Source organism: Serratia sp. SCBI, from assembly GCF_000747565.1.
Classification (GTDB): Bacteria; Pseudomonadota; Gammaproteobacteria; order Enterobacterales; family Enterobacteriaceae; genus Serratia; species Serratia ureilytica.
On sequence record NZ_CP003424.1, the window covers coordinates 3934095 to 3952427 of the forward strand.

The 18333-nt window shown below is 60.2% G+C and carries 26 protein-coding genes and 1 other RNA gene; 11 read left to right on the forward strand and 16 right to left on the reverse strand.

Annotation, left to right across the window (positions count from 1 at the left end; all coding sequences use genetic code 11):
• Positions 1-197: 197 nt before the first annotated feature.
• The gene (bamE, locus tag SERRSCBI_RS18435) at positions 198-536 is read left to right on the forward strand and encodes an outer membrane protein assembly factor BamE (RefSeq protein WP_004929101.1); all 339 of its coding nucleotides are present in this window, start codon (positions 198-200) and stop codon (positions 534-536) included.
• A 107-nt stretch (positions 537-643) separates the two neighbouring features.
• On the opposite strand, the gene SERRSCBI_RS18440 is transcribed toward bamE, so the two are convergent.
• Both SERRSCBI_RS18440 and SERRSCBI_RS18445 read right to left on the reverse strand, forming a co-directional pair.
• Positions 644-940 (reverse strand): RnfH family protein, encoded by a 297-nt coding sequence (locus SERRSCBI_RS18440; RefSeq protein WP_042785230.1) that lies wholly within the window; start codon positions 938-940, stop codon positions 644-646.
• Positions 933-1367 (reverse strand): type II toxin-antitoxin system RatA family toxin, encoded by a 435-nt coding sequence (locus SERRSCBI_RS18445; protein WP_004929096.1) that lies wholly within the window; start codon positions 1365-1367, stop codon positions 933-935. The genes SERRSCBI_RS18440 and SERRSCBI_RS18445 overlap by 8 nt, the downstream gene beginning before the upstream one ends.
• A gap of 161 nt (positions 1368-1528) precedes the next feature.
• Here SERRSCBI_RS18445 and smpB point away from each other — a divergent pair, with 161 nt between their 5' ends.
• Entirely contained in the window at positions 1529-2011 is a 483-nt protein-coding gene (gene smpB, locus SERRSCBI_RS18450; RefSeq protein WP_016929804.1) for an SsrA-binding protein SmpB, read from the forward strand.
• A gap of 49 nt (positions 2012-2060) precedes the next feature.
• Positions 2061-2424, forward strand: a transfer-messenger RNA (tmRNA) gene (gene ssrA / locus SERRSCBI_RS24310).
• A gap of 133 nt (positions 2425-2557) precedes the next feature.
• On the opposite strand, the gene SERRSCBI_RS18455 is transcribed toward ssrA, so the two are convergent.
• The 3 genes from SERRSCBI_RS18455 to SERRSCBI_RS18465 are packed head-to-tail and all read right to left on the reverse strand — an operon-like array spanning position 2558 to position 4740.
• The gene (locus tag SERRSCBI_RS18455) at positions 2558-3694 is read right to left on the reverse strand and encodes an HlyD family secretion protein (RefSeq protein ID WP_025303962.1); all 1137 of its coding nucleotides are present in this window, start codon (positions 3692-3694) and stop codon (positions 2558-2560) included.
• 9 nt (positions 3695-3703) lie between these two features.
• Positions 3704-4048, reverse strand: a complete 345-nt coding sequence (locus tag SERRSCBI_RS18460; RefSeq protein WP_042785231.1) for a DUF3302 domain-containing protein — start codon at positions 4046-4048, stop codon at positions 3704-3706.
• Positions 4049-4086: 38 nt separating this feature from the next.
• The gene (locus SERRSCBI_RS18465; protein ID WP_042785232.1) at positions 4087-4740 is read right to left on the reverse strand and encodes a DUF3313 domain-containing protein; all 654 of its coding nucleotides are present in this window, start codon (positions 4738-4740) and stop codon (positions 4087-4089) included.
• 135 nt (positions 4741-4875) lie between these two features.
• On the opposite strand from SERRSCBI_RS18465, the gene SERRSCBI_RS18470 reads away from it, so the two are divergent.
• Complete coding sequence (locus SERRSCBI_RS18470) at positions 4876-5811, forward strand: LysR family transcriptional regulator (RefSeq protein ID WP_025303965.1); 936 nt, start codon at positions 4876-4878, stop codon at positions 5809-5811.
• Between the two features lie 55 nt (positions 5812-5866).
• On the opposite strand, the gene SERRSCBI_RS18475 is transcribed toward SERRSCBI_RS18470, so the two are convergent.
• From SERRSCBI_RS18475 to SERRSCBI_RS18485, 3 genes are all read right to left on the reverse strand, one after another.
• Positions 5867-7528 (reverse strand): DUF2534 family protein, encoded by a 1662-nt coding sequence (locus SERRSCBI_RS18475; protein WP_042785233.1) that lies wholly within the window; start codon positions 7526-7528, stop codon positions 5867-5869.
• Between the two features lie 71 nt (positions 7529-7599).
• The gene (locus tag SERRSCBI_RS18480; RefSeq protein ID WP_232230723.1) at positions 7600-8016 is read right to left on the reverse strand and encodes a DUF2946 domain-containing protein; all 417 of its coding nucleotides are present in this window, start codon (positions 8014-8016) and stop codon (positions 7600-7602) included.
• 112 nt (positions 8017-8128) lie between these two features.
• Positions 8129-8581 carry a GNAT family N-acetyltransferase gene (locus SERRSCBI_RS18485; protein WP_042785778.1) on the reverse strand — a complete coding sequence of 151 codons (453 nt, stop codon included), beginning with the start codon at positions 8579-8581 and terminating at the stop codon, positions 8129-8131.
• A 100-nt stretch (positions 8582-8681) separates the two neighbouring features.
• On the opposite strand from SERRSCBI_RS18485, the gene SERRSCBI_RS18490 reads away from it, so the two are divergent.
• Positions 8682-9416 carry a bifunctional 2-polyprenyl-6-hydroxyphenol methylase/3-demethylubiquinol 3-O-methyltransferase UbiG gene (locus SERRSCBI_RS18490; RefSeq protein ID WP_042785235.1) on the forward strand — a complete coding sequence of 245 codons (735 nt, stop codon included), beginning with the start codon at positions 8682-8684 and terminating at the stop codon, positions 9414-9416.
• 59 nt (positions 9417-9475) lie between these two features.
• On the opposite strand, the gene SERRSCBI_RS18495 is transcribed toward SERRSCBI_RS18490, so the two are convergent.
• Both SERRSCBI_RS18495 and SERRSCBI_RS18500 read right to left on the reverse strand, forming a co-directional pair.
• Positions 9476-9976, reverse strand: coding sequence for a GNAT family N-acetyltransferase (locus SERRSCBI_RS18495; RefSeq protein WP_033651602.1), 501 nt, complete (start codon positions 9974-9976; stop codon positions 9476-9478).
• 151 nt (positions 9977-10127) lie between these two features.
• Entirely contained in the window at positions 10128-10643 is a 516-nt protein-coding gene (locus tag SERRSCBI_RS18500) for a DUF1543 domain-containing protein (protein ID WP_042785236.1), read from the reverse strand.
• A gap of 120 nt (positions 10644-10763) precedes the next feature.
• Between SERRSCBI_RS18500 and SERRSCBI_RS18505 the strand changes: the two genes are divergently transcribed.
• Positions 10764-10946, forward strand: a complete 183-nt coding sequence (locus tag SERRSCBI_RS18505; RefSeq protein WP_016929823.1) for a YodC family protein — start codon at positions 10764-10766, stop codon at positions 10944-10946.
• Between the two features lie 32 nt (positions 10947-10978).
• On the opposite strand, the gene SERRSCBI_RS18510 is transcribed toward SERRSCBI_RS18505, so the two are convergent.
• Together SERRSCBI_RS18510 and SERRSCBI_RS18515 are read right to left on the reverse strand one after the other, a co-directional pair.
• On the reverse strand, positions 10979-11257 hold the full coding sequence (locus SERRSCBI_RS18510) for a GNAT family N-acetyltransferase (RefSeq protein ID WP_033644139.1): 279 nt from the start codon (positions 11255-11257) through the stop codon (positions 10979-10981).
• Between the two features lies 1 nt (position 11258).
• A complete protein-coding gene (locus SERRSCBI_RS18515; protein ID WP_042785779.1) occupies positions 11259-11489 on the reverse strand; it encodes a (4Fe-4S)-binding protein in 231 nt (76 codons plus the stop codon).
• Between the two features lie 192 nt (positions 11490-11681).
• On the opposite strand from SERRSCBI_RS18515, the gene SERRSCBI_RS18520 reads away from it, so the two are divergent.
• Positions 11682-12095 (forward strand): DoxX family protein, encoded by a 414-nt coding sequence (locus SERRSCBI_RS18520; RefSeq protein WP_016929826.1) that lies wholly within the window; start codon positions 11682-11684, stop codon positions 12093-12095.
• Positions 12096-12145: 50 nt separating this feature from the next.
• On the opposite strand, the gene smrA is transcribed toward SERRSCBI_RS18520, so the two are convergent.
• A complete protein-coding gene (gene smrA / locus SERRSCBI_RS18525; protein ID WP_033651604.1) occupies positions 12146-12718 on the reverse strand; it encodes a DNA endonuclease SmrA in 573 nt (190 codons plus the stop codon).
• Between the two features lie 184 nt (positions 12719-12902).
• On the opposite strand from smrA, the gene SERRSCBI_RS18530 reads away from it, so the two are divergent.
• Positions 12903-13238: an MbeD/MobD family mobilization/exclusion protein gene (locus tag SERRSCBI_RS18530; protein WP_033644141.1), complete on the forward strand. Its 336-nt coding sequence runs from the start codon at positions 12903-12905 to the stop codon at positions 13236-13238.
• Between the two features lie 67 nt (positions 13239-13305).
• Positions 13306-13752, forward strand: coding sequence for a DUF1198 family protein (locus SERRSCBI_RS18535; RefSeq protein ID WP_033644142.1), 447 nt, complete (start codon positions 13306-13308; stop codon positions 13750-13752).
• Positions 13753-13777: 25 nt separating this feature from the next.
• On the opposite strand, the gene SERRSCBI_RS18540 is transcribed toward SERRSCBI_RS18535, so the two are convergent.
• The 3 genes from SERRSCBI_RS18540 to SERRSCBI_RS18550 form a co-directional block, all read right to left on the reverse strand.
• Positions 13778-14116 (reverse strand): DUF2002 family protein, encoded by a 339-nt coding sequence (locus tag SERRSCBI_RS18540; RefSeq protein WP_042785237.1) that lies wholly within the window; start codon positions 14114-14116, stop codon positions 13778-13780.
• A 102-nt stretch (positions 14117-14218) separates the two neighbouring features.
• Positions 14219-15391, reverse strand: coding sequence for an MFS transporter (locus SERRSCBI_RS18545; RefSeq protein WP_042785238.1), 1173 nt, complete (start codon positions 15389-15391; stop codon positions 14219-14221).
• A 90-nt stretch (positions 15392-15481) separates the two neighbouring features.
• Positions 15482-16387 carry a LysR family transcriptional regulator gene (locus SERRSCBI_RS18550; RefSeq protein ID WP_042785239.1) on the reverse strand — a complete coding sequence of 302 codons (906 nt, stop codon included), beginning with the start codon at positions 16385-16387 and terminating at the stop codon, positions 15482-15484.
• A 104-nt stretch (positions 16388-16491) separates the two neighbouring features.
• On the opposite strand from SERRSCBI_RS18550, the gene SERRSCBI_RS18555 reads away from it, so the two are divergent.
• Together SERRSCBI_RS18555 and SERRSCBI_RS18560 are read left to right on the forward strand one after the other, a co-directional pair.
• Positions 16492-17874: an MFS transporter gene (locus tag SERRSCBI_RS18555; protein WP_042785240.1), complete on the forward strand. Its 1383-nt coding sequence runs from the start codon at positions 16492-16494 to the stop codon at positions 17872-17874.
• Positions 17871-18251 carry a DUF4440 domain-containing protein gene (locus SERRSCBI_RS18560; RefSeq protein WP_004928958.1) on the forward strand — a complete coding sequence of 127 codons (381 nt, stop codon included), beginning with the start codon at positions 17871-17873 and terminating at the stop codon, positions 18249-18251. Before SERRSCBI_RS18555 ends, SERRSCBI_RS18560 begins: the two co-directional genes overlap by 4 nt.
• Positions 18252-18333: the final 82 nt, after the last annotated feature.

An 18333-nucleotide genomic window follows, 5' to 3' on the forward strand; every position in this document is an offset into this window, starting at 1 on the left:
TGTTGGCCCGAGAAATATCTAAAGTGCGGCGCGGCGGTGATCCAAAGCCATCTCAACAGCCTGAAAAAGGCCAAGCGCTTGAGGTGCTAAAGGAAAGCCAATGCGTCGCAACGTGAAAGATGAAGGGTATAAAGGTTTCCAACTGCCGCAAGGTCTATTATCATCGGCATCCTATGCCCTAAAGGAATGTGATTACTATGCGCTGTAAAACGCTGACTGCCGCCGCTGTAGTTCTTGTGATGCTGACTGCAGGCTGTTCTACTTTTGAAAAGGTGGTTTATCGTCCTGACATCAACCAGGGGAACTACCTGACGTCGACCGACGTGGCGAAAATTCAGAAAGGGATGACCCAACAACAGGTCGCTTACACATTGGGCACCCCAATGCTGCAAGACCCGTTCGGAACTCAGACGTGGTTCTATGTGTTCCGCCAGCAGCCTGGCCATGAAGATATCACCCAGCAGACGCTGACGCTGACCTTCGACAGCGCAGGCGTGTTGACCGACATCCAGAACAAACCGGCGCTGACCAAGTAATCGGCGCTGCCCGCTCTTCCGGCCCATGAGGGGGCATGGTGTTCCTCATGACAGTCGCAGGCTGCAACGCGGAAGAGAAAATCAGTTTCAGATAAAAAAATAAGGCGCTATAAGCGCCTTATTTTTTTGTCCTTTTCTGCCCGTTGCCGGCGCAGCTCTTTCGGATCGGCGATCAGCGGCCGGTAAATCTCCACCCGGTCGCCATCGTTCAGCGTATCGCCCAGCTTGGCCGGGCGGCTGTAAATGCCGATTTTATTGCTTTTAAGATCGATATCCTGGCGCAGCTCCAGCAGGCCTGAAGCCTGAATCGCCTGCTCGACGCTGCTGCCCTCGGCCAGCTTCACCTTGCGCAGGTACTGCCGCTCCGGCAAGGCGTACACCACCTCGACCTGGATGTCAGACACTGTAGACCTCTTTCGCCCGCTGGGTGAATGCCTGCACCATGCTGCCCGCCAGCTCTTTGAACACCTTGCCGAACGCCAGCTCAATCAGTTTGTTGGTGAACTCGAAGTCCAGGTGCAGCTCCACCTTGCAGGCCTCTTCGCTCAGCGGCGTGAACTGCCAGCCGCCCATCAGCTTGCGGAACGGACCATCGACCAGTTGCATATTGATGCTCTGGTTATCCAGCAGCGTATTGCGGGTGGTGAAGGTCTTGCTGATACCGGCCTTGGCGACGTCCACCGCGGCGGTCATCTCGTTGGAGGTAGCGTTAAGCACCCGGCTGCCGGTGCAGCCTGGCAGAAAATCGGGATAAGAATGAACATCGTTAACCAACTGATACATCTGCTCGGCGCTGAACGGCACTAATGCAGACCGACTGATCTGGGGCATATCATTTCCTGTAAGACATAAAACGTACAGATAATACCATTTATCTGGCGGCAAACAAAAAATCTGCTAAGGGATGAGGGCACCAAAAATGCGAAAAATTGCGCAGGTGCTGAACGGGAAAGGATTTCTTTCGCTGAAGCATCCAGTATAATGAACGCACTATGACAAAGAAAAAAGCACACAAACCCGGTTCCGCCACCATTGCCCAAAACAAGCGTGCGCGTTTCGAATACTTCATTGAAGAAGAGTTCGAGGCGGGCCTGTCGCTGCAAGGGTGGGAAGTTAAATCGCTGCGTGCAGGCAAAGCCAACCTCAGCGACAGCTACGTGACGTTCCGTGACGGTGAAGCCTACCTGTTTGGCGCCACCATCACCCCGCTCAACGTGGCTTCGTCGCATGTGGTGTGCGATCCGACGCGTACCCGTAAACTGCTGCTGAACCGACGCGAGCTGGACACCCTGCTCGGCCGCGTCAACCGCGACGGTTACACCGTGGTGGCCTTGTCCCTGTATTGGAAAAATGCCTGGAGCAAGATCAAGATCGGCGTAGCCAAAGGCAAGAAAGAGCACGACAAACGCGATGACATCAAAGATCGCGAATGGCAGACGGCGAAAGCCCGTATCATGAAGCACGCCAATCGTTAAGCCGCTGGCTTATCGAGGTAAACTTCTGGTATACTGCACAAAGTTACTTGGGGCTGATTCTGGATTCGACGGGATTTGCGAAGCCCTAGGAGCATGCCGAGGGGCGGTTGGCCTCGTAAAAAGCCGCAAAAAAATAGTCGCAAACGACGAAAACTACGCTTTAGCAGCTTAATACCCTGCTTAGAGCCCTCTCTCCCTAGCCTCCGCTCTTAGGACGGGGATCAAGAGAGGTCAAACCCAAAAGAGATCGCGTGGATGTCCTGCCTGGGGCTGAAGCGTTAAACTCAATCAGGCTAGTCTGTCAGTAGCGTGTCCATCCGCAGCTGGCCGGCGAATGTAAAGATTGGACTAAGCATGTAGTGCCGACGGTGTAGTAATTTCGGACGCGGGTTCAACTCCCGCCAGCTCCACCAAATACGTCGCCAGTGAACCAGATAGACCCGGCGATAATAGCGAAAAAGCCCGCAACTTCGGTTGCGGGCTTTTTTGTTTTTGTCACATTCAGGGGGAAACCCCTTGGCCCGGGCTCCCCCGGGCCGATGCAGGCTAGTGATCCAGATAAAGGTAGTGCAGCCAGCTGGTCATGCGCAGCAACACTTTGCGCATCACGGAGACGTGCTCGAAGTGGCCGGTGTAAACCGCCGCCTGGGCGCTCACGCCGTCGGGCAGATGATCCAGATCCGGGTTGGCCGCCAGATCGATCATCACGTACACCCCTTCCCGGCCCGGCGTGGCGCTCAGGCCCTGCAGTGCGCCGCTGGCCTGGTAGCTGCCGTCCGGTATCGCCGGCAACACCCGGCTCACGGTGCCGCCATAAACCTGTCCCGGCAAACCGTTAAACACCACTTCAGCCTGATCCCCCTGCGCCAAGCGCAGGATGGCGTTCTGGCGGAATACCGCCACCACCTGGCGCTTTTGCTGCGGGATAAAGATCATCACCGGTTTGAACGGCAAGCGCACCGCCGCCGTGCCCGGCCGCGCCAACACCTGCGTGACATAACCATCGCTCGGCGCACGCACCACCGTTTGTTCCAGGTTGTAACGCGCTTCGGCTATTTGCGATTTCAGGCTGGCTATCGTGGCGTCTTCACCGTCATAGCGCCCGGACAACCGCGCCTGTTCCTGTTGGAACTGGGCTTTCGCCGCCTGCAGCGCGGCGGATTGCGCCTGATACTGCTGCTGCGCATGGCTGACGTCCTGCTCCGAAAATGGATTGACCGGCATGGCCGCCCCTTTCGCGTAGCGCTGGTAATCTTTACGGGCGCGCTCAAACTCCACGTTCGCCCGCTGCACGTTGGCGGCAGACTCGCTCAGCGCTGCCCGACGCGTTCTGATCTCCGCCTCCGCCCCGGCCAGATCCGCTTCCAGCTTGGTGAGCCGCGCGCGGTAGCGACTGTCGTCGAGCCGGAACAGCACCTCGCCTTTGCGCAGCAGCACGTTGGTTTTCTCCGTCACCTCAACGATCATGCCCGAGACCTGCGGCACCATCGGCACCGACACGGCAATTTTCTGCGCCCGATCGCTGTACGGATGGTTGTAGTTCATCGTCAGAATCAACGCGCCGACGATAACGATCCCGCCGAGTACGGCGGTCGGCACGGTCCATTTGTTGACCGGAATGCGGAACAGTTTAAATACGCCGTAGCTTAGCGCCACGTAGCTGAGAATAATGAGCAAATCCATAGGCTACGCTCAACTTACCGTAGGGCCGGGAACCGCCGTCGACTTTTCCTGCAGGCGTTGTAATTCCGCTTCGAGCACGGCGATGCGCGCCTGCAGATCCGTTGAGGGTTCCGGCCTTTCACTCATGCCCCAGCCGCGTTCCGGCCGATAGAGCGTCGCCCAGATCCACAGCAGCGGCCAAATGGCGTGCAGCGTAAACAGGCTGACCCAACCGGCGACGTGAATCGCATCCTGATGCGGATGGCGGCGCTTTTTCGCCAGTAAATAAGGAATGTCATGAATAATAATGACGCCGTAGAATAATATCAGGAATACCGCGATCAGTACGCCTAAAGCAAAATAGTTAAGAAACATGTAAAGTCCTGGTTGAGAATAATGAAAATAAATAATCTCTATAGCGTTTTATATTGTCTGATGTCGTTGGCGATAGTATCGATGGCGTTCTTCACGTCGGTGACTTTCAGCTGTGCTTTCTCATTATTAAGATTTTCTCCCGAAGCCTTACGCACCACTTTAATGACCGGCTGATTGGTCGCGGCATCGATAAACTCGCCTTCCATATAGACCGCGCTCTCTATAGTACGGTGCCCGGTGACGCTTTGCGTCGCGGCGATCAACAGCGTGATTGGCAAGACTTCATAGACCTGCAGCCCTTTCTTCTGCGTGTCGATCGCCGTGATGGCGCCGCGGAAAATCAGGGTATGCTCGCGTGGCATGTCCACCAGCGTAAAATGGGTGCCCATCGCCTGCTTAAACTGCTGGTTGGTGTAATTCAGGATATTGTCGAGCGCGCGTTGGCTCACCATCTCGCTCGGTTTCGGCCGCGGGAAATAGATCATCGGTTGATACACCAGATATTGATAACGGGAAAAATCGACGTTCTTATCCTTCCAATATAAAACGTCTTTGCCGGACGCGGATTGACCTTTATTGATATCGTTATAATTGGTCAGAAAGGTCGAGTATTTTTCTTTTTCGGTCACGGCGGAAGAGCACGCGGCCAGTAATAACAGCGCAGGTAAAATAACCGCTCTTGTCACTTTCATTGACGGGTTTCTCTTTATTTTTGTGGATAGCAAATAATCAAATCGAATGATACCCACCCACCCGTGATAAGTCATATGACAATGCCGCCAAAGGTGTATATCATTTTTGATATACAAACTCATACGAGCCGGCCAGTGAAAGAGAAAGACTTCCGCATTGAAGAACTCAGGATTGTCCGCGTCATTGCCGAAACGGCGAGCGTCAGCAAAGCGGCGCAGCTGTTGGATATGCCGCAGTCTAACGTGTCGCGCGCCCTCACCGCGCTGGAGCGGCGGCTCGGGCTGGAGCTGTTCCTGCGCGGCCCGCGCACTCTGTCACTGACCGAGTTCGGCGAACAATTCTTGCGGCGCGCCTCGCAGTTGCTGAACGAGCATAGCGATCTGCTCGATATGGCCGGCACCTATAAGCGCAGCCTGAACGGCATGGTCACGCTCGGCGCGCCGATCGGCATCCACGCTTTCCTGGCCAGCTATTTGCTGCCGCCGCTGCTGCACGCTGCGCCGGCGCTGACTGTCGATCTGGTAACCCGCAACCCCGACGAACGCGAGAAAAAATATGGCGCAGTATTCGACAGCGACTGCGATTTGCTGATCAGCTTTTTCCAGCCGCAAAACGAAAGCCTGATTGCCAGGCCCTTTACCCGTTTTCGCGTCGGGCTGTTCGCCGCGCCGGATTACATCGCCCGCTCGCCGCTGAATGAGCTGGATGAACTGTCGCAGCATCGCTGCATTACCTTGCGCATGCTGGGCGGCATTCGCAATACCTGGAGCGGCTACAGTGCGCAGGGGGAGTTGGTACAGGTCGAGATCAACGGCGCCAGCGTCTGCGATAACATTCTGCCGGCGATCGAGCTGGCCAAACAGGGCCTGGGCATCGTCTACGCCCCGTATTATTCCGTCGCCGCCGAGCTCGATGCCGGCACGCTGCTGCCCTGCCTGGCGCGCGAGCGCGGCATCGATATGCAGGCCTACCTGATCTACCGCCGGCGCGGCGTGTTGCCGCACCGCGTGCAGGTGACGATGGACAGCATCATGGAAAGCGTCAAACTGCACGCACACCGGCTGATATAGCCAAGAAAAACCCCGCCGCAGCGGGGTTTAACGCATCACATCAGCGCAAAAGACCTCACCGCCCCTCTTTTTCCCCCAGGAAGAAATACCACAGCGGAATGGAAAGCAGCAGGGTGAACACCAGCGTATACAGCAGCACCATCAGGCTCTGCATGATCACCATCTGTGCGCTCCAGTCACCGATCGGCAGCTGAAACTGTTCGACGGTGCCACCGAGGATCGCCCGGCCCATCACGCAGCCGACCGCCACCGCCACTGTCGCCACCGCCGCGCGGAACTTGCGCACCTCGGCGCGGCGGGCGGCCGCTTCCGGCGTTTCGTCCCGAAGCCCTTGCCGCTGGCCGCGCCAGCGCCCTACGTCCACCAGCAGCAACGCCGCGAGGCTCACGCCCATTACCGGCAGGCAATAACCCAGCGCCGCTGCTACCAGCAGCGTGACGGCGCGGGCAGGCAGGGAAAGCGCCAGCCAGGCGGCAACCAGGGTCTGCACCGGATGCTGCGTCCCCGCCGCCGGGCGGCGACTCCACCACATGCGGTAACCCAGCACGATCGTTAAGCACAGCCCGAGGCCGAACGCCGCCAGCAGCAGCTGATTCGGCAAGCCGAACAGAATGCCCATGTGGGCGTCGATGCCCCAGCGGGTCAGCTTGGCGATGAGCGGGAAGGTGTCGAACCGCACCTGGTCGACGACGGCGAAGCTTTGCGGCGCGATGGCAACCGCGTCCACCTGCGTCGGCCAGCTGCGATCTACTTCGGTCACCGTCCAGGCTTTGCCCTCGCCTTTCGGCTGGCGCAGCTCGACCTTAGCGGCGTCTATTCCGGCGGCGCGCGCGGCATGCAGCGCCCGATCCCAATCGCCGTTCAGCGCATTGCTTTGCGCGGCAGGGCCCATCTTCATGCCCGGCATCATCCCGCGGTGCTCGGCGTGCGGATCGGTCGGCGTCTGCGGCGCATCGGCCTGCAGGCTGGTGTTGACCTGCGGCGTCAGCCAGCCCAGGTTGGCCCGCAGCGCGTCGATGTTGCCGCCGGCCCACTGCGACCAGGTCAGCCCGGTGGCCGAGAAGAACAGCAGCCCGGCCAGCAGCGCCACGCCCAGCGTGATATGCCAATGGCGGTTAGCGGCGAAGCCCCCTTTCACCCTTTTCAGCTTGCGCTTCGGCCGCGTCGCCAGCCACAGCGCCACGCCGCCCAGCGCGGCCACCCACAGCCAGGAAGCCGCCAGTTCGCTGTAGTTGCGGCCCAGATCGCCAAGCAGCAGGCTGCTGTGCAGCTTGTCCAGCCAGGTGCGCAGCGGCAGTACGCCGGAGGTGCCGTACACCGTCATATCGCCCTTGATCGCCAGGGTATAGGGATCGACAAACAGCGCACGTGACTCGGAAGCACCCAGCTCGGCACTCGCGAACTGTACGCGCGTGGTGTCCATTGCGCCGGGTGCCGGACGCACGGCGTAAATGCGCGCCTCGTCACCCGCCGCACGGCGGGCAGCGGCGATCTGGTCAGCCAGCGATCTCGCCTGCCCGTGCGGTTCGGTGAAAAGCGCATCGCGATACAGCGCCTCTTCAAGTTGCGGCGTCAGCACATACAGCGTGCCGGTCAGTGCGGCGACCAGAATAAAAGGGGCGACCAGCAGGCCGATATAAAAATGCAGCCGTCTGATCAGGTTCAGCATCGCGCCACGCGGCGATGCGGCAGGTGGAGTTTTGGTTATTGAAGACATGGCCTTTCTCGTTTTTCAAACTGTGCGCGCAGGCAAACCGTCCGCAGCGATACGGACGGCGTTACCCATGATCAAGCAATAGGGAAAAACGGTTGGCCGGGCGGCCCGCGCGGGCTCGGCCGCAGAGTAAGGCGCCGAATGGGCGGTGGGACGATGCGCGGCGCGCAAGGCAGGCGCGCGATACGCGCCATCAGCCACAGCAGCGGGACGAATGCCCACAGCAGCAGCGGCACGTGGATCAGCAGCTCGCAATAGCCGCAGAAAATCATCTCCGCAGGATCCATGCCGTGGTGGCCGGCATGCTCGGCGGCGGGCATCGCCATCCCGTGCATGTCGTGCGGCATGGCGGCTGCCGACTGCGTCATGCCGCCCATCATCGGGTGGTGCGTCAGCGATTTCGACACCACCGGCGCCACAAACAGCAACAGCACCGCCATAATGGCGATGCAGGCGGTAAAGCGTTGCTGTAGCTGACGTGGCACTCTCATCGCGGCGGCGAATTAACCCGGTCGGTGGCGAACAAGCGGCCAGTGTAACCCGCGATGCGCGATGAGGTGAAAGAAAAGTCAGGTTTGTCTTACCCGCCCCCGGCGAGGGCGATCACAGCGCCCGCGAGTAGACCCGCGAGGCTTCGCCCCAGGGGTGATAGCCGAGCCCGTTATAAACGAAGCCGCTGCGTTCGTAGTACCCTTCCAGATCGGTGCACAGGTGCAACTGCGGGAAGCCCAGCCGGCGGGTTTCCGTCGCCACATGCTCAATCAGCTTGGCGCCGTAGCCCCGGCCGCGCTGCGTCTCTTCTACGTAGAGCGCACACAGCCAGGGATACAATTCCCCACGGCTGATAAAGTCGTTGGTAATCAGCCCCGCGCAGCCGAGGATCCGGTCATTTGCCATCAGCAGATACCACTGCGGCAGCGGGTTGGCGGCGCCGAGGCTGCGGTTGATGGCGTCTTCATACATCATCAGCGTTTCTGCCGTGGCCCAGTGCTGCTGAAAATACGCAATGGCGCGCGGCGCCAGTTCGGGCGCTTGCCGCACCGAAATCATGTCCATCGTCATTCCCGTTATTCATGTTGTCAGCGTAGAATTATGCAGCAATATGCACGGTATGGCAGCGGCATTCCGCCGCCGTCATTCACCCCAAGGAATCATCATGACGCAAAACATCTATGACAATCAGGCCTTCTTCGACGGCTATGCGCAGCTCAGCCGCTCGCAGCACGGCCTGGACGGCGCGCCGGAATGGCCCGCCATCCGCCGCATCCTGCCGGATTTACAGGGCAAAAGCGTGGTCGATCTCGGCTGCGGCTACGGCTGGTTCTGCCGCAGCGCCCGCGAACAGGGCGCAGCCAGCGTGCTGGGGCTGGACGTTTCGGAAAAGATGCTGGCCAAAGCGCGGGAGATGACCGCCGATGCGGGCATCGAGTACCGTCGGCAAGATTTGGCGCAGTTGAAGCTGCCGCCGGAAAGTAACGATCTGGTCTACAGCTCGCTGACGCTGCACTACCTCGAGGATCTGGCCGCGCTGTTCGCCACGGTTTACGCCGCGCTGAAACCCGGCGGGCAGTTCATCTTCACCGCCGAGCACCCGATCTACACCGCCCCGGCGCAGCAGGGCTGGCTGACCGACGGCAACGGGCAGAAATCCTGGCCGGTCAACGGCTACCAACGGGAAGGCCGGCGCGTCTCCAACTGGCTGGCGGAAGGCGTCATCAAGCAGCACCGCACGCTCGGCAGCTATATCAACCCGCTGGCGCAGCAAGGGTTTATCATCCAGCATTTGAACGAATGGGGCCCCAGCGCGCAGCAAATCGCCGCTACCCCGGCGCTGGACGAAGAGCAGGAACGCCCGATGATCTTCATTCTCGCCGCCCGCAAACCCGCCTGATTTATCCGCAGTAAACCGTTCACACCACCACAGTTGGGGAGGCCGCCTCCCCCCAACGGCTATTGTACCGGCAGCGCCGCCCCGTGCGCCGCGAAGTGCGTCAGCGCCTCGCCCTCCATGCGATAACGCACCCACTCGCCCTGCGGCTGCGCGCCGATGCTAAGGTAGAAATCGATAGCCGGCTGATTCCAGTCCAGCACGCTCCACTCCAGGCGGCCGCACTGCCGCTCGCACGCCAGTTGGGCGATGTGCCGCAGCAGCGTTTTACCGGCGCCCGCGCCGCGATGCTTCGGCGCCACGTACAGGTCTTCCAGATAGATGCCGTTTTTACCCAGCCAGGTGGAGTAACTCATAAAGAACACCGCATAACCCGCCGGCTCGCCGTTTACCGTACAAATCAGCGCTTCGGAACAGGCGCCCGGCCCAAACAGGCTGCGTTCGATGTCCTCCACGCTGGCCCGCACCTGCTCGCGCGCCTTTTCGTACACCGCCAGCTCGATAATCATATCCAGAATCAGTTTGGCGTCGCTTTTTTGCGCCGGGTAAATCTCAATGGTCATGGCAAGTCCCGTGTGAGTTGATGGCCGTGCTTGCCAGCATACAGCGCCTCTCATGCTGCATGAACGGCATTTTCATCAACAGGCAATGAATATCATGCATCTGGATTTGAAACGCCTCGCTCTCAACCTGCCGCGGGTGTTCGAAGCGGCGTTATAACGCGGGTTCGCCGATCGGCAGATACCCCTGCCACAGCGGCCGGGCCGGTTCGCCGTGCGGGTTGGCGCGCAGATGAACGTGGTAGCCCTGCAGCGCCTGCAGCAGCAGGCAGTCGTCCACCTCGGCCAGGTCATCCTTGTGCTGCTGCGCGCTGTCCGTCAGCAGCGCCCGTTTGGCTTTCTCCTTCGCCTCGTCGGCGGAGCGCGCCACAAAAAGGCCGAACTGGTGCAATTCCGCCAGCTCATCGCTGCGGTAGCCGCCCACGTTGACGAAAAACAGCCTCTCTTCGCCGGCAAACGGCGCAGGCTCCAGGCTCACGTCGTAACCGCCCGCCCAGTCGATGCGCGCATAGCCGTCGACATGCACCTTACGCTTATCGCCGAACCACTTTTCGCGCAGCAGCGGATACGCTTCTTCCGGCCGATCCGCCGCCGCGAACTGCACGTCGTGCAACTCAATATTGGCGCCCGGCGCCGTACCGCCCATATAAAACATCAATAATCCCGGCATGTTAGTTTGCTCTCCCTGGTAATAATCGCTGTATAATTTAATACATAACGAAACACCTACCAACGGCGGCGCCATTCTGTGTTATCAATAGATGAGGTTTAATCTGTTGTGGAGGAACGCATGGCATTCAATATCGGTGATTTTGTACAACGCACCACCGGCGGCCCGAAGATGACCGTGGTGGCGATCGACGGCGAAACCCTGGTTTGCAGCTGGAATGAACTGGGTAAAGAGCAGCGCACGGAAGTGCAGGCCAACGAGGTGGCGCTGTACCACGAAGACGGCGATTTCGGCGTCTGCTGAATGACCGGGGCGCGCCGCGCCCCGTTATCGCCTCAGGCGCGAATGTCCTGATAGGCTGGGGTGGTATCGAACTCATGCTTGGCGAACGGGCACAGCGGAATGATTTTACGCTGCTCCGCGCGCATTTTCTCCACCACCAACGCCACCAGCTTTTTGCCGACGCCCTGCCCCTTCAATGACTCATCCACCCAGGTGTGATCGATAATGGTCAGCTTGTCGCCGCTCGGCACAAAAGAGATCTCGGCGATCAACTTGCCGTGCTCGTCATTGATATAAAAACGCTTCTCGTCCGCCAGTATTTTATGATCCATATTATTTCTCCCTATATTTCAGTGCGCCGCTGGGGCAAGTATCGATAACGCGTTTCACTTCGGCCGCTTCGGCATTGTCCGGCATAATCCACGGCCGGCGGTTCAGGGTAAAAATAGCCGCGTTGCCACGCACGCAGTTGGCGGAATGGCGGCATATCGCGCTGTTAAAATAAACGTCAATCTTGTCGCCGGAATAACGGCGGTAACCGGCGGCGGTCAATTCCTCATCCATCATGGCCTCACATTGCCTGTTTTATTGTTTTTGCTCCAGGCTCAAGTATAGGCAATGCCGTCGGCTTCACCACGCGTCTCACCCAACGAAAAAAGTGGCGCAACCGCCCGTCGCCGCTAGAAAAAACCGTAAATTGTTCTAATCTTTATTCAGCAAGACAACATAATTCCGACAGTGGCTAAGGAGTTCGAAATGGGTGATAGCTCAAAAGACGGCGTAATTCTGCTGTCCCGCATTCTACTGATGGTTCTGTTTATCATTTTCGGCTGGATGAAACTGGTCAACTTCGGTGCGACCGTCACGGCGATGGAAGGCTATGGCACGCCGATGCCTTATTTGGCGGCGATTGTCGCCGTGGTGGTGGAGTTTATTTTCGGCATCGCGCTTATTCTCGGCCTGTTTACTCGCCCTATCGCGGTCATTTTTGCCCTGTATGTGTTGGGCACCGCGTTTATCGGCCATCCGTTCTGGAAAATGACCGGCATGGAAATGATGGGCAACGAAATCAACTTCTTTAAAAACATCAGCATCATTGGCGGTTTGCTGCTGCTGGCGGTGACCGGCGCCGGCCGTTATTCGCTGGACTATAAAATATTTAATAAATAATTCATCGATGGCCGGCGATATGCGCCGGCCATTTTATTTCGGCTATCCTTTCACCGGCTGCGCTTGGCGTGACGTTCAAAGTTTTCCGCCCTGGCCTGCGCCGATTTACGCAGCGTGACATAGCAGGCGCCCTCGCCGCCGTCGCGCGGTAAGGCGCGGCAAAACGCCTGCACCTGTTCAAACTGCGCCAGCCATTTGGCGACGTAACTGCGCACGATATTCGGATGGCTTTCGTTCTGCCGCCCGCGGCCGTGCACGATCAGCAGCGAACGCAGGTTTTGCGCCTCCGCCTGCATAATGAAGCGGAACAGCGCCTGCCTGCTGGCTTCAACCGGCTGACGCAGCAGGTTCAGCGACGCCTGCGGCGGGTAACGCCCGTTGCGCAGCTTGTCCAGCACGCCCTGCTGAATGCCTTCCCCTTTGAACTCCAGCGGCCGATCGCAGGGGATCACCTCGAGGAAATCGGTGCTGAGGAAGTTTTCCTGCCGCAGCCGCTGCGCTTCGCGCCGCGCGCTTTTGTCCACCGCCTCCTGCGGCTTGAGGTACAGCGTCTGCCGCCTGCTCGCCAGCGGCACCACGTCTGCCATCGCCTGTTCAAAAAAGTCTTTTTCCTGCTCGCTCATGTTCCACCTCTCTTGAACGGCAGCCTTTACGGCCGGGGATGGGGACGATTGTAAGACGCCTTGGCGCGGTTGCAAGCCAGGAATTGTCAGCGGCATTTGTCTCAATTGTCGTCAACGGGTGAGCTTGCGAGCAGTTTTCGCTATACTGCTAAGCCATCATTGAGTGCCGCAAAGGATCGAGCCCATGACAATGCGCGAGCTGGAAATCCAGTTTCAAAATGCGATGAATGAGTTGCAGAGCAGCTTCGAACGGCAACACCGCGAATGGCAGCGGAGCTACCAGGCGCTGCAGCAACTGCTGGAAGAAGCCAAACAGCGCGAAGCCGCGCTGCGGGCGCAGAATGAACAACTGGCGCGCAAACTGAGCACCGCCAGTTCGGTGCCGGAGCAGCATGCGCTGGTCAAGCAGATCAAAATGCTCGGCGCCCATCTGGACGCGCTGGCCAAAGACGCGGCCACCTTCAATCACCACCTGCGCCAACAGAGTGCGGTCGGTAATTTCAGCGGCGAACAGCATTGATAGCGGGCGCTGTCGCACAGCGCCTCCCGCCCCTCTTCTGGCGTACTGAGAGTGTAATAAAGCCTAAATGACCTGGATCATCCTCGCCGCCCTGATCGTCGTATTCATCATCGGTTACCGCATTTTGACGTCCGACACCCGTAAAGCCATCGATTCGCTGGCCCATCTGCTGAGGGTCAAACCGATGCTGATCGAATCGATGATCCAGGAAATGGGCGGCCGCCAAAGCCAGACCTTTATCCGCATGCTGAACAACGGCTATACCGAAGAGATGCACCAGGCCGCTTACCTGCTGTTCATCTACCTGACGTTCATCAAACAGGCGGACGACGAGCAGATTGGCCATTGGCGCGACGTGCTGCTGCGCGCCGGGCTGTCGCCGGAGCTGCACGCCGAGCACACCGAAGCGGCGCTGTTTTACTTCGCCGAGTTGGATATCGATGCGTTTGAACTGGCGCAGTTCCGCCGCGCCTACAACGAGCGTTTCAACCGCGAAGCGTTGGCCCACGGCTGATAGCGTCCCCCTGGCGGGGGACCGTTTACAGGAACATGCTGTAGAGGTAACGCGACAGCGCTTCGCGCGAGCTGAAGCCGTGTGCGATGCCGTAACGCTGATTCGGCGCGTCGCTGCTTAAATCCAGGGGAAATTCCAGATATTGCTCGCTGGTGCGCACCGGCGAGGTCGGCGTGGCGAAATGCACGCTTCTCTCTTTCAGCGCCGGGTGGATCACCAACGCGGTTCTGCCCATCCGCGCTTCGCGATTCACATACACGTAGTGTGCACCCTTGCGGTAACCATAGGCCTGATCGGTGACATAATCACGCTCAAAGCCGGTATTCTCCAACACTTTAGCCACTTCATCCGGCCGTAAATACATCGATTCCTCCTCTCATTCTGGACCGCTGAGCGACCTTACCGTAATCATTCACCGAAACAATGATTTTCTGGGGAGGAATCCGGGTTTCGGACTATTCCTGAATCAGGCCCGGCTGCGCTGCAGCAGGCGCAGAGTGAGCAACACCCCGAGCGCCACCAGCAGCGCCGCCGCCAGATAAATCGACGGCACGCCCGCCTGCCCAATCAGCAGCCCGGCCAGCGGGCCGGTGATGCCCAACGCCAGGTCGAGGAACGCCGAATAGGTGCCGAGCGCCGTGCCCTGATTCTGCGGCGGCACCTGTTTCACCGCCTCAACGCCCAGCGCCGGGAACACCAGCGAAAAACCGGCGCCGGCCAGCAATGCGCCGGTTTGCACCATCCAGGGCTCGCCGGCCTGCCAAATCAACAGCAGCCCGACGATCTCAACCAGAAACGACGCCAGCGTCACCTTCAACCCGCCGTGGCGGTTGATGACATTGCTGAAGATCAGGCGAATGCCGACGAAGGCGCAGCTGAACAGCGTCAGCGAAAACGCCGCGCCGCTCCAGCCTTTGTCGGCGTAGTAAAGGGTGATGAACGTGGCGATCACGCCGAAGCCGACGGTGCCCATCGCCAGCCCGAGACCATAGGCCCAAATGCGGCCGAACACCGCGCGAAAGGCGATGCGTTGCCCGGCGGCGATCGAGACGTCCGGCTTGCCGCTCGCCAACAGCAGCGCCACCGCAACCGCCAGCACGATCAGCGCCGCCACCCCGGCCAAGCCCCACTGCTGATTCAGATACACGCCGAGCGGCGCGCCGGCCGCCATCGCGCCGTAGGTGGCGACGCCGTTCCAGGAGATCACCCGCGCGGTGTGCATCGCCCCAACCCGGCCGATGCCCCACAGCGTGGAACCGGTGCTGGCGAAGCTTTCGCCGACGCCGAGAAACACCCGCCCTACGCACAGCAGCAGCAGGCTGAGCCACGGCCAACCGTCAACGCCGAACGCCAGCGCGTAAAACAGGCCACTGGCGCCGCAGCAGGCCAGGCCGAACAGCACCACCTTCTTCGGCCCCAACTGATCGGCGTAACGCCCGGCGTGCGGGCGGCTGAACAGCGTGGCGAAGTACTGCGCGCTGATGATAAGGCCCGCCAGCACCGAGTTGTAGCCCAGGTGGTCATGCACAAACCCCGGCAGCACCGCCAGCGGCAGGCCGATGGTCAGGTAGCAGACGAAGGTGAACATCACCACGGACAGAATGCGTCGGTTCAGTTGGAGGTTATTTTCTGCGGTCATCGAAGGTGGCTCGCATCGGACGGGGTAGACAGAGATTGCCAGCATACCCCGATGGGATCTGATGATAAATGAGAGAGTGATAACGAATTATTATTTCGCTAATGATTTTGCCGCCACCCGCGCGCGCAGAAAATCGATAAACGCCCGCACCTTCTCCGGCACGTGGCGGGTGTTCGGGTAGAGCGCATAGATGCTCTGCTCGGGGAAACGGTGATCCGGCAGCAACCGTTGCAGCCTGCCGGCGTCGATGTCGGGCTGCGCCAGCCACGCCGGCAGCAGCGCCACCCCGGCGCCATGCAGGGCGAACGCCAGCAATGCCGCGGCGCTGTCGCCGGTGAGCGTCGCCGCATCCGCGACCTTGAACAGCACCGCGTCGCGCTGCGGCGTGACCACCTGCCAGCTGAGGGGCGAACTGAGCCGGCTGTGGGCGATCCACTGCGCCTGCGCCAGATCCGTCAGCGAATGAATCGGCCGCTCGGCCAGATAATTCGGCGCCGCCACCGGAAAGATGGCGAAGCTGTCGATCAGCGCCGCGCGGTGGCTGGAATCCGCCAGCTGGCCCAGGCGGATCGCCACGTCGAAGCGCTCAGAGATCAGATCGGCATGATAAGAGGAAGACACATGCTGGATGCGCAGCCGCGGATGCTGCCGCGAAAACGCCGCCAGCGCCGGCACCACCACCTGCGCGCCATACTCAGGCGTGCTGGTGATACGCAGCACGCCGCTCAGCCCGTGATGATCGCGTCGCACGTCGTCGAGCACGTTCTCGGCCTCCTGCAACAGCTGCAGGCTGCGCTGGTAGAAGCGTTCGCCGGCATCGGTCAGCGACAATCGGCGGGTGCTGCGCGCCAGCAGTGAAACCCCCAGTTCGTTCTCCAGCTGCTTGACGTTAAAGCTCACCACCGCCTTGGTTTGCCCCAGCGCCGCCGCCGCCGCGGTAAAGCTGCCCGCTTCCACCACCGCCGCGAAGATCGCCAGACGCTGCAAATTCAGCATTTCGTCGCCCTTATTGTCAAAATAATTTTGACAGTGTAATTGCCCGCCGCCGATTTATCCGCACTTTTCCCCCGATACACTGCTCGCCTTCAACCGGAGGCACCATGTCTTATCGCAGCAAAGTGGCAATCGTCTATCTGCTCGGCTTTTTCGTCGATCTGATCAATATGTTTATCGCCAACGTCGCCTACCCCGCCATCGGCCAGGCGATGGGGGCATCGGTCAGCCAGCTGGCGTGGGTCAGCAACGGCTATATTCTCGGCCTGACGCTGGTGATCCCGCTCAGCGCCTGGCTGGCGCAGCGCATCGGCGGGCGGCGGGTGTTTCTGCTCTCGCTGGCGCTGTTCATGCTGGCCACCCTCGGCGCGGGCAACGCCGACAGCATCGGCGCGCTGATCGGCTGGCGCACCCTGCAAGGCATGGGCGGCGGTTTGCTGATCCCCATCGGCCAGACCCTGACCTATCAGCTGTACCGCAGCCATGAACGCGCCGGGCTGTCGGCGGCCATCATGTTGGTGGGGCTGCTGGCGCCGGCGCTGTCACCGGCGCTGGGCGGCTGGCTCGTCGATCGGTTGGACTGGCGCTGGGTGTTTTTCGCCAACCTGCCGCTGGCGGCCCTGGCCCTGGCCCTGGCGGCGTTGTGGCTACGTGCGGAAGCGCCGACGGCGGCGCGCAAACCGCTCGACGCGACAGGATTACTGAGCGCATGCGCGGCGCTGACGCTGCTGCTGCTCGGCCTGACCCGGCTGAGCGAAGCCGGTCATCAGGTTTCCGGCGCGGCGCTGCTGGCCGCCGGCCTGCTGGTGCTGGCCTATTATCTGCGCCATAGCCTGCGCACCCCGCAGCCGCTGCTGAACCTGCGGCTGGTCGGCGATCCGCTGCTGCGCAACGCCATGGCGATTTATTTGTGCATTCCCGGCCTGTTCATCGGCGTCAGCCTGGTGGCGATGCTGTATTTGCAAAACCAGCTGGGGATGCCCGCCGCGCAGGTCGGCGGCCTGATGCTGCCTTGGGCGCTGGCGTCGTTCCTGGCCATCACGTTGACCGGCAAAAGCTTTAATCGCCTCGGCCCGCGGCCGCTACTGATCGCCGGCTGCCTGTTGCAAGGCGCCGGCATGCTGACGTTGGCGCAGATCGATCAGGCCGGGCAGCACGCGTTGCAGATCGCCGCCTTCGCCCTGATGGGGTTCGGCGGCAGCCTGTGCAGCAGCACCGCGCAGAGCAGCGCGTTTCTGCAGATCCCCGACGGCCAATTGGCGGACGCCAGCGCACTGTGGAATATCAACCGCCAGCTCAGTTTTTGCCTCGGCGTGGCGCTGCTCAGCCTGCTGCTGAATCTGCTGCTGACCGTGTTGCCGCCCGCGGCGGCTTACCGAACCTGCTTCATTCTGGCGGGCGCCAGCGCACTTATCCCGCTGTTGCTGTGTCTGCGCCTCGCGAACCGCGCCATCGTGCGCCAACTCAATGCTCAACAGGATGCTTTATGAACCCGTATTTTACCGAAGTGATCGACGCCCACATCGCCATTGAACGCTGGCTGGGCAAAGGCGCCGGAGAGGAGCAAGCGCTGCTGGCGCGCTTTACGCCGGATTTCAGCATGATCGCGCTGAACGGCGCCCCGCTGGATTTCACCGCGCTGTGCGCTTTTTTCCGCGCGCATCGCGCCGCCAAACCGGGACTGGAAATCGAGATAGAAGAGATGAAGCTGGTGGCCGAATGGCCGACGGGCGCGGTAGTCAGCTACCGGGAAAAACAGAGTCTGCCGGGGCAAAGCGCCACGCTGCGCTACTCCACGGTGGTGTTTGAACGCCTGCCCGACGCGCTCGGCTGGCGGCATTTGCACGAAACCGCCGCGGCGCAATAATTACAGGAAGCTGCCGGCCAGAAACAGTTCCCAACCGACGATCACCCCGCACAGGGTTACCGCGCTGAAAATGACTTCAAAC

What these genes read in the sequence shown, in the direction of transcription:
- SERRSCBI_RS18555 (WP_042785240.1), top strand. Translation starts at nt 16,492, where the DNA reads ATGTCTTATCGCAGCAAAGTGGCAATCGTCTATCTGCTCGGCTTTTTC.
- SERRSCBI_RS18475 (WP_042785233.1), bottom strand. Translation starts at nt 7,528, where the DNA reads ATGTCTTCAATAACCAAAACTCCACCTGCCGCATCGCCGCGTGGCGCG.
- SERRSCBI_RS18445 (WP_004929096.1), bottom strand. Translation starts at nt 1,367, where the DNA reads ATGCCCCAGATCAGTCGGTCTGCATTAGTGCCGTTCAGCGCCGAGCAG.
- SERRSCBI_RS18480 (WP_232230723.1), bottom strand. Translation starts at nt 8,016, where the DNA reads ATGAGAGTGCCACGTCAGCTACAGCAACGCTTTACCGCCTGCATCGCC.
- bamE (WP_004929101.1), top strand. Translation starts at nt 198, where the DNA reads ATGCGCTGTAAAACGCTGACTGCCGCCGCTGTAGTTCTTGTGATGCTG.
- SERRSCBI_RS18485 (WP_042785778.1), bottom strand. Translation starts at nt 8,581, where the DNA reads ATGGACATGATTTCGGTGCGGCAAGCGCCCGAACTGGCGCCGCGCGCC.
- SERRSCBI_RS18505 (WP_016929823.1), top strand. Translation starts at nt 10,764, where the DNA reads ATGGCATTCAATATCGGTGATTTTGTACAACGCACCACCGGCGGCCCG.
- SERRSCBI_RS18540 (WP_042785237.1), bottom strand. Translation starts at nt 14,116, where the DNA reads ATGTATTTACGGCCGGATGAAGTGGCTAAAGTGTTGGAGAATACCGGC.
- SERRSCBI_RS18465 (WP_042785232.1), bottom strand. Translation starts at nt 4,740, where the DNA reads ATGAAAGTGACAAGAGCGGTTATTTTACCTGCGCTGTTATTACTGGCC.
- SERRSCBI_RS18530 (WP_033644141.1), top strand. Translation starts at nt 12,903, where the DNA reads ATGACAATGCGCGAGCTGGAAATCCAGTTTCAAAATGCGATGAATGAG.
- SERRSCBI_RS18455 (WP_025303962.1), bottom strand. Translation starts at nt 3,694, where the DNA reads ATGGATTTGCTCATTATTCTCAGCTACGTGGCGCTAAGCTACGGCGTA.
- SERRSCBI_RS18490 (WP_042785235.1), top strand. Translation starts at nt 8,682, where the DNA reads ATGACGCAAAACATCTATGACAATCAGGCCTTCTTCGACGGCTATGCG.
- SERRSCBI_RS18510 (WP_033644139.1), bottom strand. Translation starts at nt 11,257, where the DNA reads ATGGATCATAAAATACTGGCGGACGAGAAGCGTTTTTATATCAATGAC.
- SERRSCBI_RS18535 (WP_033644142.1), top strand. Translation starts at nt 13,306, where the DNA reads ATGACCTGGATCATCCTCGCCGCCCTGATCGTCGTATTCATCATCGGT.
- smrA (WP_033651604.1), bottom strand. Translation starts at nt 12,718, where the DNA reads ATGAGCGAGCAGGAAAAAGACTTTTTTGAACAGGCGATGGCAGACGTG.
- SERRSCBI_RS18495 (WP_033651602.1), bottom strand. Translation starts at nt 9,976, where the DNA reads ATGACCATTGAGATTTACCCGGCGCAAAAAAGCGACGCCAAACTGATT.
- SERRSCBI_RS18520 (WP_016929826.1), top strand. Translation starts at nt 11,682, where the DNA reads ATGGGTGATAGCTCAAAAGACGGCGTAATTCTGCTGTCCCGCATTCTA.
- smpB (WP_016929804.1), top strand. Translation starts at nt 1,529, where the DNA reads ATGACAAAGAAAAAAGCACACAAACCCGGTTCCGCCACCATTGCCCAA.
- SERRSCBI_RS18460 (WP_042785231.1), bottom strand. Translation starts at nt 4,048, where the DNA reads ATGTTTCTTAACTATTTTGCTTTAGGCGTACTGATCGCGGTATTCCTG.
- SERRSCBI_RS18500 (WP_042785236.1), bottom strand. Translation starts at nt 10,643, where the DNA reads ATGCCGGGATTATTGATGTTTTATATGGGCGGTACGGCGCCGGGCGCC.
- SERRSCBI_RS18550 (WP_042785239.1), bottom strand. Translation starts at nt 16,387, where the DNA reads ATGCTGAATTTGCAGCGTCTGGCGATCTTCGCGGCGGTGGTGGAAGCG.
- SERRSCBI_RS18515 (WP_042785779.1), bottom strand. Translation starts at nt 11,489, where the DNA reads ATGGATGAGGAATTGACCGCCGCCGGTTACCGCCGTTATTCCGGCGAC.
- SERRSCBI_RS18545 (WP_042785238.1), bottom strand. Translation starts at nt 15,391, where the DNA reads ATGACCGCAGAAAATAACCTCCAACTGAACCGACGCATTCTGTCCGTG.
- SERRSCBI_RS18560 (WP_004928958.1), top strand. Translation starts at nt 17,871, where the DNA reads ATGAACCCGTATTTTACCGAAGTGATCGACGCCCACATCGCCATTGAA.